Annotated in this window: 15 protein-coding genes; 6 read left to right on the plus strand and 9 right to left on the minus strand. The window is 40.7% G+C overall.

What is annotated here, in order from left to right; translation table 11 throughout:
- Positions 1 to 6: 6 nt before the first annotated feature.
- The gene (locus tag SK637_RS09145) at positions 7 to 639 is read left to right on the plus strand and encodes an HAD family hydrolase (RefSeq protein WP_033689507.1); all 633 of its coding nucleotides are present in this window, start codon (positions 7 to 9) and stop codon (positions 637 to 639) included.
- 107 nt (positions 640 to 746) lie between these two features.
- Here the strand turns inward: SK637_RS09145 and SK637_RS09150 are convergent, their stop codons facing one another.
- A complete protein-coding gene (locus tag SK637_RS09150) occupies positions 747 to 2,597 on the minus strand; it encodes a polysaccharide biosynthesis protein (protein WP_033689508.1) in 1,851 nt (616 codons plus the stop codon).
- An 85-nt stretch (positions 2,598 to 2,682) separates the two neighbouring features.
- Positions 2,683 to 3,513 carry a glycosyltransferase gene (locus tag SK637_RS09155; RefSeq protein WP_033689509.1) on the minus strand — a complete coding sequence of 277 codons (831 nt, stop codon included), beginning with the start codon at positions 3,511 to 3,513 and terminating at the stop codon, positions 2,683 to 2,685.
- Between the two features lie 154 nt (positions 3,514 to 3,667).
- Here SK637_RS09155 and SK637_RS09160 point away from each other — a divergent pair, with 154 nt between their 5' ends.
- The 5 genes from SK637_RS09160 (at position 3,668) to SK637_RS09180 (ending at position 7,949) form a co-directional block, all read left to right on the plus strand.
- Positions 3,668 to 4,834 carry a CynX/NimT family MFS transporter gene (locus SK637_RS09160; RefSeq protein ID WP_033689510.1) on the plus strand — a complete coding sequence of 389 codons (1,167 nt, stop codon included), beginning with the start codon at positions 3,668 to 3,670 and terminating at the stop codon, positions 4,832 to 4,834.
- 138 nt (positions 4,835 to 4,972) lie between these two features.
- Entirely contained in the window at positions 4,973 to 5,299 is a 327-nt protein-coding gene (locus SK637_RS09165) for a PadR family transcriptional regulator (protein WP_000273858.1), read from the plus strand.
- Positions 5,286 to 5,879: a DUF1700 domain-containing protein gene (locus SK637_RS09170; protein ID WP_033689511.1), complete on the plus strand. Its 594-nt coding sequence runs from the start codon at positions 5,286 to 5,288 to the stop codon at positions 5,877 to 5,879. The genes SK637_RS09165 and SK637_RS09170 overlap by 14 nt, the downstream gene beginning before the upstream one ends.
- Positions 5,872 to 6,822: a DUF4097 family beta strand repeat-containing protein gene (locus SK637_RS09175; protein WP_033689512.1), complete on the plus strand. Its 951-nt coding sequence runs from the start codon at positions 5,872 to 5,874 to the stop codon at positions 6,820 to 6,822. The genes SK637_RS09170 and SK637_RS09175 overlap by 8 nt, the downstream gene beginning before the upstream one ends.
- 62 nt (positions 6,823 to 6,884) lie before the next feature.
- The gene (locus SK637_RS09180; RefSeq protein ID WP_033689513.1) at positions 6,885 to 7,949 is read left to right on the plus strand and encodes a DUF6574 domain-containing protein; all 1,065 of its coding nucleotides are present in this window, start codon (positions 6,885 to 6,887) and stop codon (positions 7,947 to 7,949) included.
- Positions 7,950 to 8,172: 223 nt separating this feature from the next.
- Here the strand turns inward: SK637_RS09180 and SK637_RS09185 are convergent, their stop codons facing one another.
- From SK637_RS09185 to SK637_RS09215, 7 genes are all read right to left on the minus strand, one after another.
- Positions 8,173 to 9,033: a DUF4299 family protein gene (locus tag SK637_RS09185; RefSeq protein ID WP_033689514.1), complete on the minus strand. Its 861-nt coding sequence runs from the start codon at positions 9,031 to 9,033 to the stop codon at positions 8,173 to 8,175.
- Between the two features lie 228 nt (positions 9,034 to 9,261).
- On the minus strand, positions 9,262 to 10,248 hold the full coding sequence (trhO, locus tag SK637_RS09190; protein ID WP_001030020.1) for an oxygen-dependent tRNA uridine(34) hydroxylase TrhO: 987 nt from the start codon (positions 10,246 to 10,248) through the stop codon (positions 9,262 to 9,264).
- Between the two features lie 131 nt (positions 10,249 to 10,379).
- Entirely contained in the window at positions 10,380 to 10,676 is a 297-nt protein-coding gene (locus SK637_RS09195) for a bacteriocin immunity protein (protein ID WP_033689515.1), read from the minus strand.
- 55 nt (positions 10,677 to 10,731) lie between these two features.
- Entirely contained in the window at positions 10,732 to 11,421 is a 690-nt protein-coding gene (locus SK637_RS09200; protein WP_023947356.1) for a CPBP family intramembrane glutamic endopeptidase, read from the minus strand.
- A 236-nt stretch (positions 11,422 to 11,657) separates the two neighbouring features.
- Positions 11,658 to 13,139: an ABC transporter substrate-binding protein gene (locus SK637_RS09205; RefSeq protein ID WP_000800385.1), complete on the minus strand. Its 1,482-nt coding sequence runs from the start codon at positions 13,137 to 13,139 to the stop codon at positions 11,658 to 11,660.
- 102 nt (positions 13,140 to 13,241) lie between these two features.
- The gene (locus SK637_RS09210) at positions 13,242 to 14,135 is read right to left on the minus strand and encodes a carbohydrate ABC transporter permease (protein WP_033680876.1); all 894 of its coding nucleotides are present in this window, start codon (positions 14,133 to 14,135) and stop codon (positions 13,242 to 13,244) included.
- A gap of 42 nt (positions 14,136 to 14,177) precedes the next feature.
- Positions 14,178 to 15,107: an ABC transporter permease gene (locus SK637_RS09215; RefSeq protein WP_001032152.1), complete on the minus strand. Its 930-nt coding sequence runs from the start codon at positions 15,105 to 15,107 to the stop codon at positions 14,178 to 14,180.
- Positions 15,108 to 15,148: the final 41 nt, after the last annotated feature.

A 15,148-nucleotide genomic window follows, 5' to 3' on the forward strand; every position in this document is an offset into this window, starting at 1 on the left:
GAAACCATGACCTCTATCACAGCGATTTTTTTCGATCTGGATGGAACCCTCGTCGACAGTTCTATCGGGATTCACAATGCCTTTACCCATACCTTTAAGGAGCTGGGGGTGCCTAGCCCTGATGCCAAAACTATTCGTGGTTTTATGGGGCCGCCCCTCGAAAGTAGTTTTGCGACTTGCCTTCCCAAAGACCAAATCTCTGACGCCGTGCAGATATACCGTTCGTACTATAAGGAGAAAGGCATCCATGAAGCTCAGCTCTTCCCTCAGATTGTAGAATTACTTCAAGAACTATCCAAGAATTATCCTCTCTACATCACCACTACAAAGAATACACCTACTGCTCAAGACATGACTAAAAACTTGGGAATCCATCATTTCTTTGATGGCATTTATGGTTCCAGCCCTGAAGCACCCCATAAGGCAGATGTCATTCGCCAAGCCTTACAGACACATCAACTAGCACCAGAACAAGCCATCATCATCGGAGATACCAAGTTTGATATGCTTGGAGCTCAAGAAACAGGCATTCAGAAATTGGCCGTCACTTGGGGATTTGGAGAACAAGCAGATCTACTAAACTATCAGCCTGATTATATCGCTCACAAACCCATAGAAGTTTTGAGGTATTTTCAATAACATAGACTGGGCGACAACTCTATTTCAGAAGAAAATGAAGTAAGTCTCTACATAACAAAACGCATATTACCAAGGTTCTTTGAACTGATAATATGCGTTTTTCTTTTTTATTCAACGTGGGTTGTTTGATTGGCAAAGGCGATAATGGCTTGCTTCAACTCATCTCCACTAAGAGTGCGGAACTCTTCAATTTTTTGATCGATGGCTTCTAGAGGCATGATATTAACCTTACCAACGAAAATCTTATCCATAACCTGATTATCAACCAGTTCGGTTGATACCAAGAGTTCTTCGTAAAGTTTTTCGCCTGGGCGGATTCCAACTTCAACGATTGGAATTTCGCTTTCGGTGTGTCCACTTAGAAGGACCATTTTCTTGGCCAAGTCATAAATCTTGACTGGTTTGCCCATATCAAGGATAAAGACTTCTCCATCCTTGGCATAGGCACCAGCATGGATAACCAAACGGCTAGCTTCTGGAATGGTCATAAAGTAACGGGTCATGCGGAAGTCTGTGACCGTCACAGGCCCTCCTTCAGCAATCTGACGCTCAAAGACTGGAATCACACTACCACGACTACCAAGAACATTTCCAAAACGAACTGCACAGTAGGTTGATTGGCTACGTTGGTTAAAGCCAGTGACAATCAACTCAGCCACGCGCTTGGTTGCTCCCATAACATTTGGTGGATTAACCGCCTTATCCGTCGAAATCATAACCATCTTAGGTACTTTAGCTTCATCAACAGCCTTAGCAACGTTGTAAGTTCCACGGATATTGTTTTTGAAGGCTTCTTTTGGATTGCGCTCCATCATAGGAACGTGCTTGTGGGCAGCCGCATGATAAACAATAGCTGGCTTGTACTGCTCAAAGACTTGCAACAAACGGTCATAGTCTTGAATATCGGCAATAACTGGTACATAATCAATCCCTTGGAACTTGCGAATCAATTCATGATAAACAAGGTAGATTGAATTTTCCCCATGACCGAGCAAAACGATGCGTTCAGGATTGAAACGACTAACTTGGCGACAGATTTCAGAACCGATTGAGCCACCAGCACCTGTAACCAAGATTGTCTTACCTGTCAGTTCTGCGCCCAGACGCGATTCATCAAGACGAATTTCCTGACGTCCCAAAAGGTCTGTGATATCAATCTTCTGGAATCCTCCACCTGCTTGGTGAAGTCCCTGAACAACGGTTTCAACCTTAGGCATCTTGTAACATTTGACACCCAACTTATTACACATCTGCAAGATACGTTCATATTCTGACGGGTCAAGCGATGGAATCGCAACGATGACACGCTCGATTTGATGGCGTTTGGCTAATTCAGGCAGATCATCATATGAACCCAAAACAGGAATTCCACCAAGTTTTTGGCCCTTTTTCTTAGAATCCTTGTCCAAAATACCGACAAGTTCTAATTCACTAGTTGGATGTTGGTAACTATCCATAAAGAGAGCTCCACCATCACCGGCACCAATCAAGAAAGTCCGACGGTGTTCTCCATCACCACTTCCCTTTTTGCGTTTAGAGTAGATTAACTGCCAAGTAATCCGTGGCAATAAAATCAAGAAAGTACTCAACAAGATAAAGAGCACGATAAAACGGATAGAGAAGAGAGGCAAGAAGGCATAGCAGATACTATATGACAAGATACTGCTAGCAGTCACACCAAAAAAGATTTTCATGAAATCCGTAATCTTGCTGTAACGACTAATACTAGCGTTCAACCCCCAAAATCCAATCATCAATTGATAGAACAGGAAGGCCAAACTCGTATAGATAATGTAGTCAACAGGTGCTGGATTAATCAAGCCGTAGAATAAAATATAAGATACAATGATGGAAACCACCATACTCAAAATATCAAATATTCCCCAGAAAACCTGTTTTTGTTGTTTATTTAAAATTTCCACCAGATCAATCACATAATCTGTGAGTTTTTTATTCATAGAAATTTACTCCTCCTTAAAAGAGCTGGATATTTATATTGTTATTATAACACTTTTTATCCAGTTTACGATTTGCTACAATCTTTTAATTGCTTTTTCTTAACAGTTTCATAAAAATAAACTGTCGGACAAATCCGGGACAAAGGGCAACAATCATCTGAATGGCAACACTCTTGGCATACTCCATGTAAGAAATTTGCCCTCTCTTCAGCATGCGCTGACGAGCCTGACGATAGAGTTTAAGGTAACGCAGTCCCCCACGACGCTCAAACATCCCTGCTCCGACACGAACCTTACACAAGATTTGATCCAGATTTCCAGTCTTGGCTCCTGCAGCGATCATATTGAGCCAGAGGAGGTCATCCTCCATATAGAGGCCATCCTCATAGTTGCCTGCCTTGAGAACCATGTCCTTCTTGAACATGACAGTCATGTGGTTAAAGGCACTTCTCATCCTTTGATAAGCTACAATATCTGCATGCTGGGTTGGAACACGACGGTAAGAAACAATCTCATCAGGATTGTCAATAAACTCTGCAATATGTCCACCTAATAGGTCGAGCTTGTCCTTCTCCATTAGCTGAACCTGTTTCTCAAAACGGTCTGGAACAGCTATATCATCCGTATCCATACGGGCAATAATATCATACTGACACTGCAAAACACCCTGTCGAAGAGCCAGACCCAAACCTTGATTCTGCTCAAGAGGATAGCGTTTCACTGGAATATCAGACTCAGCTTCAAGCTGGTCTAATACCTGATAGAGCTCAGGTGTCAAAGGCCCATCCTCAACCAGAACCAATTCGCTCGGTTTCAGAGTCTGATTTTGAACACTCTCAATAGCATCCTTTAAAAATGTCGGATTTTCCTTAATATAGACCGACATCAATACGCTGATTTTTTGCTTTTCAGACACAGTTTTTCTCCAATGTATAGATTTCCTTCCACTATTTTATCATAATTTTCAAGACTTTCCCATTTTTATCTTGAAAGCCCAAAACCTTACTTGACATTATAAGGAAAAAACCTTAAAATAAGCTGTTATTAAAATCAGCTAGAAGAGGTAATATATGAAAAAGCAATCACTCTTTTTTGTTCCAGGTATTATCCTGATTGGTGTTTCCTTGCGGACTCCTTTTACTGTTTTACCCATTATATTGGGAGATATTTCGCAAGGGTTGGGAGTAGAAGTTAGTTCGCTTGGTGTCTTGACTAGCCTTCCTCTCCTCATGTTTACCCTCTTCTCACTCTTTTCTACCCGACTGGCTCAGAAAATCGGCTTGGAGCATCTCTTCACCTACAGCCTTTTCTTCTTGACCATCGGTTCTCTCATTCGACTAATCAATCTGCCCCTGCTCTATCTAGGAACCTTGATGGTTGGTGCAAGTATCGCAGTCATCAATGTTCTGCTTCCTAGTCTCATCCAAGCCAATCAACCAAAGAAAATTGGTTTTCTGACCACCTTATATGTAACCTCTATGGGAATTGCGACGGCTCTGGCCTCCTATCTAGCCGTGCCTATTACACAAGCCAGTTCTTGGAAAGGGCTTATCATCCTCCTCACCCTGCTCTGTCTAGCAACTTTTTTGGTCTGGCTACCTAATCACCGCTATAATCACAGACTGGCTCCACAAACCAAACAAAAAAGCAAAGCAAAGGTCATGCATAATAAACAGGTCTGGGCAGTGATTGTCTTTGCAGGTTTTCAATCCTTGCTCTTTTACACCGCTATGACCTGGCTACCTACCATGGCTATCCATGCAGGCCTATCCAGTCACGAAGCTGGCTTACTGACTTCTATCTTCTCTCTGATTAGCATTCCTTTTTCAATGACCATCCCAAGCCTGACAACCAGCTTGTCTACTCGCAACCGTCAGCTTATGCTCACTTTGGTTTCAATAGCTGGTGTTATCGGCATTTCCATGCTCTTTTTCCCTGTTAGTAATTTCTTTTACTGGCTTGCCATCCATCTTCTCATCGGAACTGCGACCAGCGCCCTCTTCCCTTATCTCATGGTCAACTTTTCACTCAAGACCAGCGCCCCTGAAAAGACTGCCCAATTGTCTGGTTTATCTCAAACAGGAGGCTATATCCTAGCAGCCTTTGGACCAACCCTCTTTGGTTACAGTTTTGACCTTTTCCACTCTTGGGTACCAGCTGTAGCTGCCCTCTTACTCGTCGATATCCTGATGACTGTGGCCCTCTTTACAGTGGACAGAGCTGATAAAATCCTCTAAACTTCTAGTTTCTCCTAGAAGTTTTTTATATATAAAAATTTTACACATTTCTCTTGACAGGGCTTTCTTTTAGATGTACAATGTATGTGTAGAAAAATTATATATAAAAATCTTACACATTAGAAAAGGAGGTTCCCCATGTACTTTCCAACATCCTCTGCCTTGATTGAATTTCTCATCTTGGCCGTACTGGAGCAGGATGATTCTTATGGTTATGAGATTAGCCAAACCATTAAGCTGATCGCTAATATCAAAGAATCTACACTCTATCCTATCCTAAAAAAATTGGAAGGCAATAGCTTTCTGACAACCTATTCTAGAGAGTTCCAAGGTCGCATGCGCAAATACTACTCCTTGACAAATGGTGGTATAGAACAGCTCGTGACCCTAAAAGATGAATGGGCACTCTATACAGACACCATCAATGGCATCATAGAAGGGAGTATCCGCCATGACAAGAACTGAATACCTGACTCAGCTAGAACTTTATCTCAAAAAACTACCTCAGGCTGACCAAATTGAAGCCATGGACTATTTCAGGGAACTCTTTGACGATGCTGGAGTCGAGGGAGAAAAAGAACTCATCGCTAGCTTGGGAACTCCTAAGGAAGCAGCCCACGAAGTCCTCTCCAATCTCCTCGATAAAAAAATCAATGAGGCACCCGCTCAAAAGAATAACCGACAAATTTTGCATATCGCCTTGTTAGCCCTACTTGCAGCACCCATCGGTATTCCTTTAGGAATCGCCATTCTCTTGGCTCTTTTCGCAATCCTTGTGGCCGCTTCGAGCGTCATCTTGGCTTTCTTTGTAGTTTCCATACTTGGTATCATCGGCGGATTCCTATTTTTAGTTGAAAGTTTCACTGTCCTAGCCCAAGCTAAATCAGCCTTTATCTTGATTTTCGGTTCTGGTTTACTAGCCATCGGTGCTTCTTCACTAGTCTTACTAGGTATCTCCTATGTAGCTCGTTTCTTCGGTCTACTCATTGTTCGCCTGGTACAATTTGTTCTCAAAAAAGGAAAGAGAGGTGACCAGCATGCGTAAATTGACAAAAGGATTTCTCATTTTTGGTGTGGTGACTACCGTTATCGGATTTATCCTGCTCTTTGTAGGTATCCAATCTGACGGAATCAAGAGCCTACTTGCCATGTCCAAGGAGCCGGTCTATGATAGTCGGATGGAAGAGCTAACCTATGGCAAGGAAGTCGAAAACATAGAAATTACTCTCCACCAACACGCGCTCACCATCACCGACTCTTTGGATGATCAAATCCATATTTCTTATCATCCATCTATTTCTGCTAACCAAGATCTTATCACAAATCAAAACGACAAAACTCTAAGCCTCATTGATAAGAAACTGTCTGAAACTCCATTTCTCTCTTCTGGAATTGGCGGGATTCTCCATATCGCAAGTAGCTACTCTAGTCGTTTTAATGAAGTTATTCTCCAAGTTCCAAAGGGAAGAAGTCTAAAAGGGATCAACATCTCAGCAAATCGCGGTCAAACCAGTATCACCAATGCCAGTCTTGAAAATGCGACCATCAATACCAATAATAGCTATCTCCTCCGAATTGAAGGAAGTCGTATCAAAAACAGTAAACTCACAACACCAAATATTATCAATATCTTTGATACAGACCTTACAGATAGTCAGCTAGAGTCAACAAAACATCACATCCACGCTGAAAACATCCAAGTACACGGTAAGCTGGAATTGGTAGCGAAAACAGACCTAAAACTGCTACTTTCTGAAGAAGAAAAACAAAGAATCAACTTAGATCTTTCAACAAAACATGGTTCTATTCTTCATTTTTTAAGAGAAGGAAGACATTCATTTAACAACAAAGAAAACAAAGATGAACGATTAAGCAATCCTTATAAAACAGAAAAAGCAGATGCAAAAGATCAACTCATGGCAAGAGCAGAACAGGATATCTATCTACTCAAATCAGAGGAACACGAGTCTTCTTCTAGAAATCATTGACAAAAGCGCTTACATCTGCTACTATGGAAGCATATTTATCTAACTAAAAAGGAGGTTCTACCATGAAACAAGAATGGTTTGAAAGTAATGATTTTGTAAAAACAACAAGTAAGAACAAGCCTGATGAACAAGCCCAAGATGTTGCAAACAAGGCTGAAGAAACGATAACCGATCTCGATACGCCAATTGAAGAAAATACTCAGTTAGAGGAGGAAGTCTCTCAAGCTGAAGTCGAACTGGAGAGCCAACAAGAAGAGAAAATTGAAACTCCTGAAGACAGTGAAGCGAAAACAGAAATAGAAGAAAAGAAAGCATTAGATTCTACTGAAGAAGAGCAAGACCTTTCTAAAGAAACAGAAAAAGTCACTATAGCTGAAGAGAGTCAAGAAGCACTTCCTCAGCAAAAAACAATCTTGAAAGAGACACTTCTTATCAGTCAATCCTTAGAAAGTCCCTATATCCCCGACCAAGTTCCAAAATCTACGGATAAATGGAAAGAGCAAGCGCTTGATTTTTGGTCTTGGCTAGTGGAAGCAATCAAATCTCCTACGAGCAATCTTGAAACAAGTAGCACACACAGTTATACAGCCTTCCTCTTGCTCATTCTGTTTTCTGCATCTTCCTTTTTCTTTAGTATCTACCACATCAAACATGCTTACTATGGACATATAGCAAATATGCATAATCACTTCCCTGAACAATTTGCTTCATTAAATCTCTTTTCGATTATCTCTATCCTAGTAGCAACAACACTCTTCTTCTTTTCATTCCTCTTGGGTAGTTTCGTTGTGAGACGATTTATCCACCAGGAAAAAGACTGGACGCTAGAAAAGGTTGTCCAACAATATAGTCAACTCTTAGCAATTCCAATCTTCCTCACTGCCATTGCTAGTTTCTTTGCCTTCTTTGACAGCCTGCGATTTACAGCCCTCTTGTGTGTGATTAGCATTGGAATCATTCTGCTTGCTAGTCTCCATATCATTACAAGACCTAGTCAAGCAAGTGAAACCGACTCCTTCTATCAATTATTCTTATCTGTCCTTGTGAACGGAGTTATTATCCTCCTCTTCTTTGTAGCTGAAATGGCACTGATTGGAGATTATCTCCGTATCTTGGCCTTTCTTTAAACTTCATACTCTTCGAAAATCTCTTCAAACCAAGTCAGCTTCGCCTTACCGTAGATATATGTTCCTGACTTTGTCAGTCTTATCTACAACCTCAAAACAGTGTTTTGAGCAGCCTGCGGCTAGCTTCCTAGTTTGCTCTTTGATTTTCATTGAGTAGCAATCCTGTCTTCCATGGCAGGATTTTTTATATGCCAAAAAGCAAGTCGATTGACCTGCTTCTGCTTTACTCTTCTTGTGCTAATATTTTAAAATCTTTGTCTAAGATGGGTTGTACTTCTAATTGATTGGCGTCTAGTTGGTGGTAAGATACTGATGGTAATACCTCTAGGAATTTTGCATAGTCCAAGCGGGCAATGGCTTCATAGTCTTCTGGTTTAGAGCCATCTCCTGTGATTTGAACCAAGTCAATCTCCCACTGAACTTCCTTATCCACCAATTGCTCAATATAGGAAGCAGGTACAAATGGTTCTATCGGTAAAACAGTCTTGACTCCTTGAGCCAGATGGTAAATACCGTGAACTTGGCCTTCTCCATCCTGATAGAAGGAAACTCTTGCAAAGTAGGCATCTGTCTCTTGAACTGCACGTACACGCGCTTCAAACTGAGCCAAACCATCTTCCTCTAAAAAGCTTTTCAAATCTTCATGACTAAAGAAAACAGGATTAAAAATTCCTTGGCAAATCGTAAAACGAGTTGCAGTGTCTGCCAGATAGGCTTGAATACTTGCTTGGAAATAGGCTTCAAAGTCAAAACTATTGAGCCCTTCAATCTCAGTTCCTGTATAAGCAAGCAGGGCATCTAAAAATGCTTTGATAATCTGCCAGTCTGTCTTCGTGAGTAGGTCAGGAAGATCGACACGGTAAGCCTTTTGACCATCAACATAACTGACCTTAAAGAGAAATTGCGATTGCCCCACTATCGCACACTCGATATACTCAAGACGGTTAAGAGGCTGACGGAGATAGACTGCATCATAGCTATGTGACTCCAAACCATCTACCAAGGTCAAGATAGACTTGGCAGTCAAAATTTCCTGTTCTCCTAAAATGCTCTGTTTATTTGGAATAAAAAATGTTTTCGTCATAACTAGACTCCTTTGAAATCGTTTACATATAGTATACCCTATTTTTCTGAAAGATACAAAAACAAACTTTATACTCTTCGAAAATCAAATTCAAACCGCGTCAGCTTCGCCTTGCCGTACTCAAGTACAGCCTGCGGCTAGCTTCCTAGTTCGCTCTTTGATTTTCATTGAGTATTAGATTTTTGAGTAAAAAGCATAGAAAAAACAGCCCCTAAGGACTGTTTAATCTTATACAGTAGCTGCTTGATCCAAGCTTTCACCGATAGCGGCTAGGCGCTCGACAACTTCAGCTTGTGTCAATTCATGTTCTGAAACATAGCGGTTACGTGGGTGAACACGGCACTCGTGTGAGCATCCACGAAGGTACTTGTCTTCATTTTCTTCTGATGTCAAGATACGACGGTTACAGAATGGATTTCCACAGTTGACATAACGTTCACATGGTGTTCCATCAAACCAGTCTTTCCCTACGATAGTTGGGTTAACATGGTTGACATCAACGGCGATACGCTCGTCAAAGACATACATTTTTCCATCCCAAAGCTCACCTTGAACTTCTGGGTCTTTACCGTAAGTTGCAATTCCTCCGTGCAATTGGCCGACATCTTTGTAGCCTTCACGGACCATCCAGCCTGAGAATTTCTCACAGCGAACGCCACCTGTACAGTAAACCACGACACGCTTGTCCATGAATTTTTCCTTGTTATCACGAACCCATTGTGGCAACTCACGGAAGTTGCGGATATCTGGACGGATAGCCCCACGGAAATGTCCTAGGTCGTACTCGTAATCGTTACGTGTATCAAGGACAACGGTATCTTCGTCAAGAAGGGCTTCTTTGAACTCTTTTGGAGACAAGTAAGCACCTGTTGTTTCAAGTGGGTTGATGTCATTGTCAAAGTCGTTGTCTTCCAAACCAAGGTGGACAATCTCTTTCTTGTAGCGAACAAACATCTTCTTGAAGGCTTGTTCACTTTCTTCGTCAATCTTGAACCAGAGATCTTCCATGCCTGGGAGGCTGTGAACGTAGTCCATGTATTTTTGAGTTGTTTCATAATCCCCTGAAACTGTTCCGTTAATTCCCTCGTCAGCGACTAGGATACGGCCTTTAAGACCGATTGATTTACAGAAAGCCAAGTGGTCTGCAGCAAATTGCTCTGCATTTTCAATTGGAGTGTAAAGGTAGTAAAGTAAGACACGAATATCTTTTGCCATAAGATTTGTTCTCTTTTCTATTCTTAAATTTTCAGAATTTTTCATCTAACTATACTAGTATACCTGCTTGAGAAAGCGAATGCAATTTATTTGACTGGAAATTGTAGAAAGGTGCTTATCCCTGCACTTCATCAGTAACCATAGCGAATCGCAGATAGTTCTCTCAATTTTTTGATCTGCTCAGCTTGACTTTCTGACAAACTTAGCTTGTTATCAATCAATACGCGCGCAAGGTCAACGTTCATTTGACTCAGAATAAATGGAGTAGAGGTCCCATCGTCCTCTAATCGTCTTTTATAACTCACTAACTGATTTTTCAAGGGAGTCAGTTGAGGCGTATCCTTTATATCTTCCAATAGATGATTTATGATAGTCATGGCTTCACAACGTCTTTCGCTTCCTCCAGCAAACCATTTTAATGGTGTCATACTTATTTTCCTCCTTAAGTTGCAAAGCTATCATTCCTAACTCTCGCGCCAGTATTTACCCAAACACCCTCTGTAAAAAAGTCAGCAAAAATGGTAATGTTGCGAAAATATTATTAATCACATGCACCGCATAGGATGGATAAATGCTCTTGGTATAGCGGGTCAAACTAGCAAAGATGATGCCAGATGTTGCAAAGACGAAGATATCTAACAAACTAGGCAGGCTTGAAAAATGAGGAAGAGCAAATAAAATTGACGGAAGAAGCAAATCAAGGCCAAATCTCGAATGCTTAAAAAAGGCGTGTTGCAGTAATCCTCTATAGATTAGCTCTTCCATAAGTGGAGTCAGGAAAAACAAAGTTATATAGATACCTAGCTCAGCAAAGTTGGTCCCACTATAACCGATCAATACAGCCCAACCTTCAGCAGTTGACTGAACATGTTTAGCTGTCTGAACGTTAAAAGAGATCTGGAGCACTACCACTAATACTGTCAAAATCGAATACCAAAGCCATTTTTTTCTTGGAATGCGAAAGAGATAGCCATGGCCTGTCTTAACCAGAATCCAAATCATGACTCCGCTAAATAGCAAACTCAAGAGATTTTGAATCCAGACGAAATTGCCAATCTGGGAAGAAAATTGCCAATAATTTTGAACAATAAGCGTCAGCTGAGAAAGACCAAATACGAAAAATAGGTAAGAGAAAACTGCACTAATTTTGAATAGAAGTTGATACTTCTTCATATGAACTCTCCTTTGTAAACTCGAGACATCTCTAATATAAGCTATATTTTCCTAAATCCTTACTCTAAATCCTAAATAGTGCTTGAGATTTCCTGAATGGTTACAATAAGGGAAATGAGAAAACAGGAATATCTATGTCTTTATTTCAAAAAATCACTGCCTCCCCCAGATAAGCCTGAGGAAAACAGTGATTCAGTTTTTAGGAATTAGGAATGAATACACGAAATAAATTGATCTTATGATTTTTTGTTTTTTAAGAATTCATCGTATTGTTTTTGCATTTCGTTCAATACTTTATCGTAGGCACCTTCAGATTTCAATTTTTCCATCAATTCTGGAATAGCTTTGTCTGGGTCTACAGTACCAGTGTTGATAGCTGTATCGAATTGTTGCATTGTGTTAGAGATTGCTGAGATTTCAGATTTCACATTGTCAGTGTTAAAGATGAATCCAAGTGCTGGAGATTCTTTAGCTTCTGCCAATTGTTTCTTAGAATCTTCGATTTGTTGGTCTGTAACGTTTTCGTTGATGTAAAGGATCCAGTTGTTACCTGTATTCCATCCACCCATGTGAGTGTTTCCTTTATAGCCATCAAGGACTTTAACACGGTTTTCTTTACCTGCAATTTTTTCCCAGTTCTTGCCTTCTGGGCCATAAACAAGACCGTTCAAGAGTTCTGGGTTAGTATTCAAGAGGTTCAACACTTCCATTGATTTTTCTTTGTTCTTAGAGTTGTTTGAGATTACAAAGTTAGCAACTTGTGTTGTTTGGTTTTTCTTAATGAAGTTAGTGATTGGTTTGATTTGGATATCTTTATTCGCAACACGTGAAAGCAAGCTGTTACCATAGTCAGCTGGTCCTACTGTTTCTTCACGAACGAACCAAGTATCTTGTTGAAGGTCAAATGAAGTATCGCTTGTTGCTACGTCTTTTGGAATGTATCCAGCTTCATAGAATTTGTGAAGAGTCTTCAAGTGTTCTTTGAAACGAGGCACTTCGTAACGGTTTACGATCTTAGTAGTGTCCCCTTCAAGGTCGATAACGAATGGAAGTCCATTTGGAACTGGGTAGTCAAAGTTATCAGACGGGATGAAGTTCTTAGTAACCGCAAATGGCACTACATCTGGAGCTTTTTCTTTGATTTGTTTCAAGACTGGTTCAAGTGTTTCATATGAAGTGACACCTGAAATATCGATACCGTATTTAGCAAGAAGAGTTCCGTTGAAGGCGAAGTTTTGAGATGATGCAACGTTGGCTGCAACTGGAACTGCGTAAATTTTACCGTTAATGCTGTTACCTTTGATGTAAGCTGGGTCAAGTGCTTTATAAAGCTCTGCCCCTTCTTTCTTATACAAGTCAGTCAAGTCAGCATAGGCACCTTTTTGAGCATTTACAACATAGTTAGATGCAAAGGCGATATCGTAGTTTTCACCAGATGATGTGATAACTGACATTTTCTTATCATAGTCACCCCATCCAAGATATTGGATATCCAATTTAGCACCAACTTTTTCACCGATGATTTTGTTGGCATTTTCTAGCAATTCATCCAAGTTATCTGGTTTGTCACCGATTTGGTACATTTTGATAACAGTTTTTTCACCTGAAGCTGAGTCAGCAGCTTTTTTGTTACCTGAAAGGTTTCCACAAGCAGCAAGACCAGCAGCCAAAGCGACTACGCTAGCAGATGCAAAAGCATATTTTTTCCAGTTTTTCATGACAAAAACTCCTTTTTTTATTTTAAACTTATAAACAATGTAATGATCTTAACTTCACGCAAGGGAAGTTTGGAAATGAGAAATGATTTTTCTCGACAAGTACTATTCTTTCACACCACCGATAGTCAAACCTTTTACAAAGTAGCGTTGGAAGAATGGATACAGAATCGCGATTGGAAGGGTTGCGACCACAACCATGGCCATACGACCTGTTTCTTTTGGAAGAGCAACTCCCAGTTGACCAGATAGGCCGACTGCTTTGGCGATGTAGTCCATATTTTGCTGGATTTGCATGAGCAAATATTGCAATGGATACAAGTTGTCACTCTTGATATAAAGAAGGGCGTTGAACCAGTCATTCCAGAAACCAAGAGCTGTTAAGAGCGTGATGGTTGCGATACCTGGTAGTGACAATGGCAAACAGATTTGGAAGAAGATCCGGGCCTCACTAGCACCATCGATACGAGCGGATTCTAGAATAGCTTCTGGAATGGTCTTCTTGAAGAAGGAACGCATCAGGATGATGTTAAATGGTGAGAGAAGCATTGGAACAATCAAGGCCCAAACTGTATCACCAAGTTGAAGTAAACGAGTTACCACGATATAGCCCGGTACCAAACCCGCGTTAAACAACATACTAAGAAGGGCAAAGATCGTAAAGAATCTGCGATACTTAAAGGTTGTCCGTGAAATAGCGTAGGCATAAGTTGTTGTGATAAAAACGTTTGTGATAGTCCCCACCACTGTTACAAAGACTGAGATGAAGAGGGCTTGGAGAATTTTATCCTTAAACTGTGCCAAAAACTCAAAACCGTCTAATCCAAATTGGGATGGGAAGAAGCTATATCCATTTTGGAGGATACTCTTTTCATCTGTCACCGAAATAACGATAACGAATACAAAGGGTAGGATACAAGAGAGGGCAACCAAACCAGAAATGGTACTGAAGAAGATATCTGCTTTCTTACTGAAGGAGTGAATGCCGACATTATCAATTTTTTCTTTTTAATTTTCTTTTCTGCCATATTCTCCTCCTTTCTAGAACAAGGCTGAGTTTGGATCAACTCGTCTTGCAAGTAAGTTTGATAGGATAACCAGAATCAAGCCGACAACTGATTGGTAGAGACCTGCCGCTGAAGCCATCCCGATATCCGCTGTCTGAGTCAAACCGTTATAAACATATACGTCCAAGACGTTGGTTACATTATAAAGCTGACCAGCATTGTGGGGGATTTGGTAGAAGAGACCAAAGTCTGCACGGAAGATGTTTCCGACTGCAAGGATGGTCAATACAGTTACCAATGGTGTCAACTGCGGAATAGTTACATTGCGAATTCGTTGCCATTTGCTAGCCCCATCCACTGTTGCTGCTTCGTAGTAGGTTGGATCAATTCCCATGATTGTCGCATAGTACATGACACTGCTATATCCAAAGCCTTTCCAAATACCAAGGAAAAGTAGGAGATAAGGCCAGATACCCAAGTCAGCGTAGAAGTTGATTTCCTTCATTCCGATAGACTCTAGGAAATGGTTGAAGACCCCTTTGTCAATGTTTAGGAAGGCATCTGTAAAGAAACTGATGATAACCCAAGACAAGAAGTAAGGGAACAACATGGAAGTTTGGAAAATCTTAACCATTCTCTTAGAACGGAGTTCACTGAGGATGATAGCAATCCCTACTGATACAATCAAACCGATAAAGATAAAGCCTAGATTGTAGAGGACAGTATTTCGTGTGATAATAAAGGCGTCTTTTGAACTAAACAAGAATCTGAAATTATCGAGTCCGACCCATTTACTATTCACGATACTATCTATAAATCCATTACTGGTCATGTGGTAGTCTTTAAAGGCAACCACGTTCCCAAATACTGGAATGTAGAAGAATAGAATCAACCAGAGTGCCCCTGGCAAAACCATTAAGAGAAAGATCCAGTTGTCTCTCAAGGTTTTTGAAAACTTATTCATAATTTCCTCCCTTTTTTATTTTGATATCCATCTAAAAATTC

This window comes from Streptococcus mitis (genome assembly GCF_000722765.2).
Lineage (GTDB): Bacteria > Bacillota > Bacilli > Lactobacillales > Streptococcaceae > Streptococcus > Streptococcus mitis_AQ.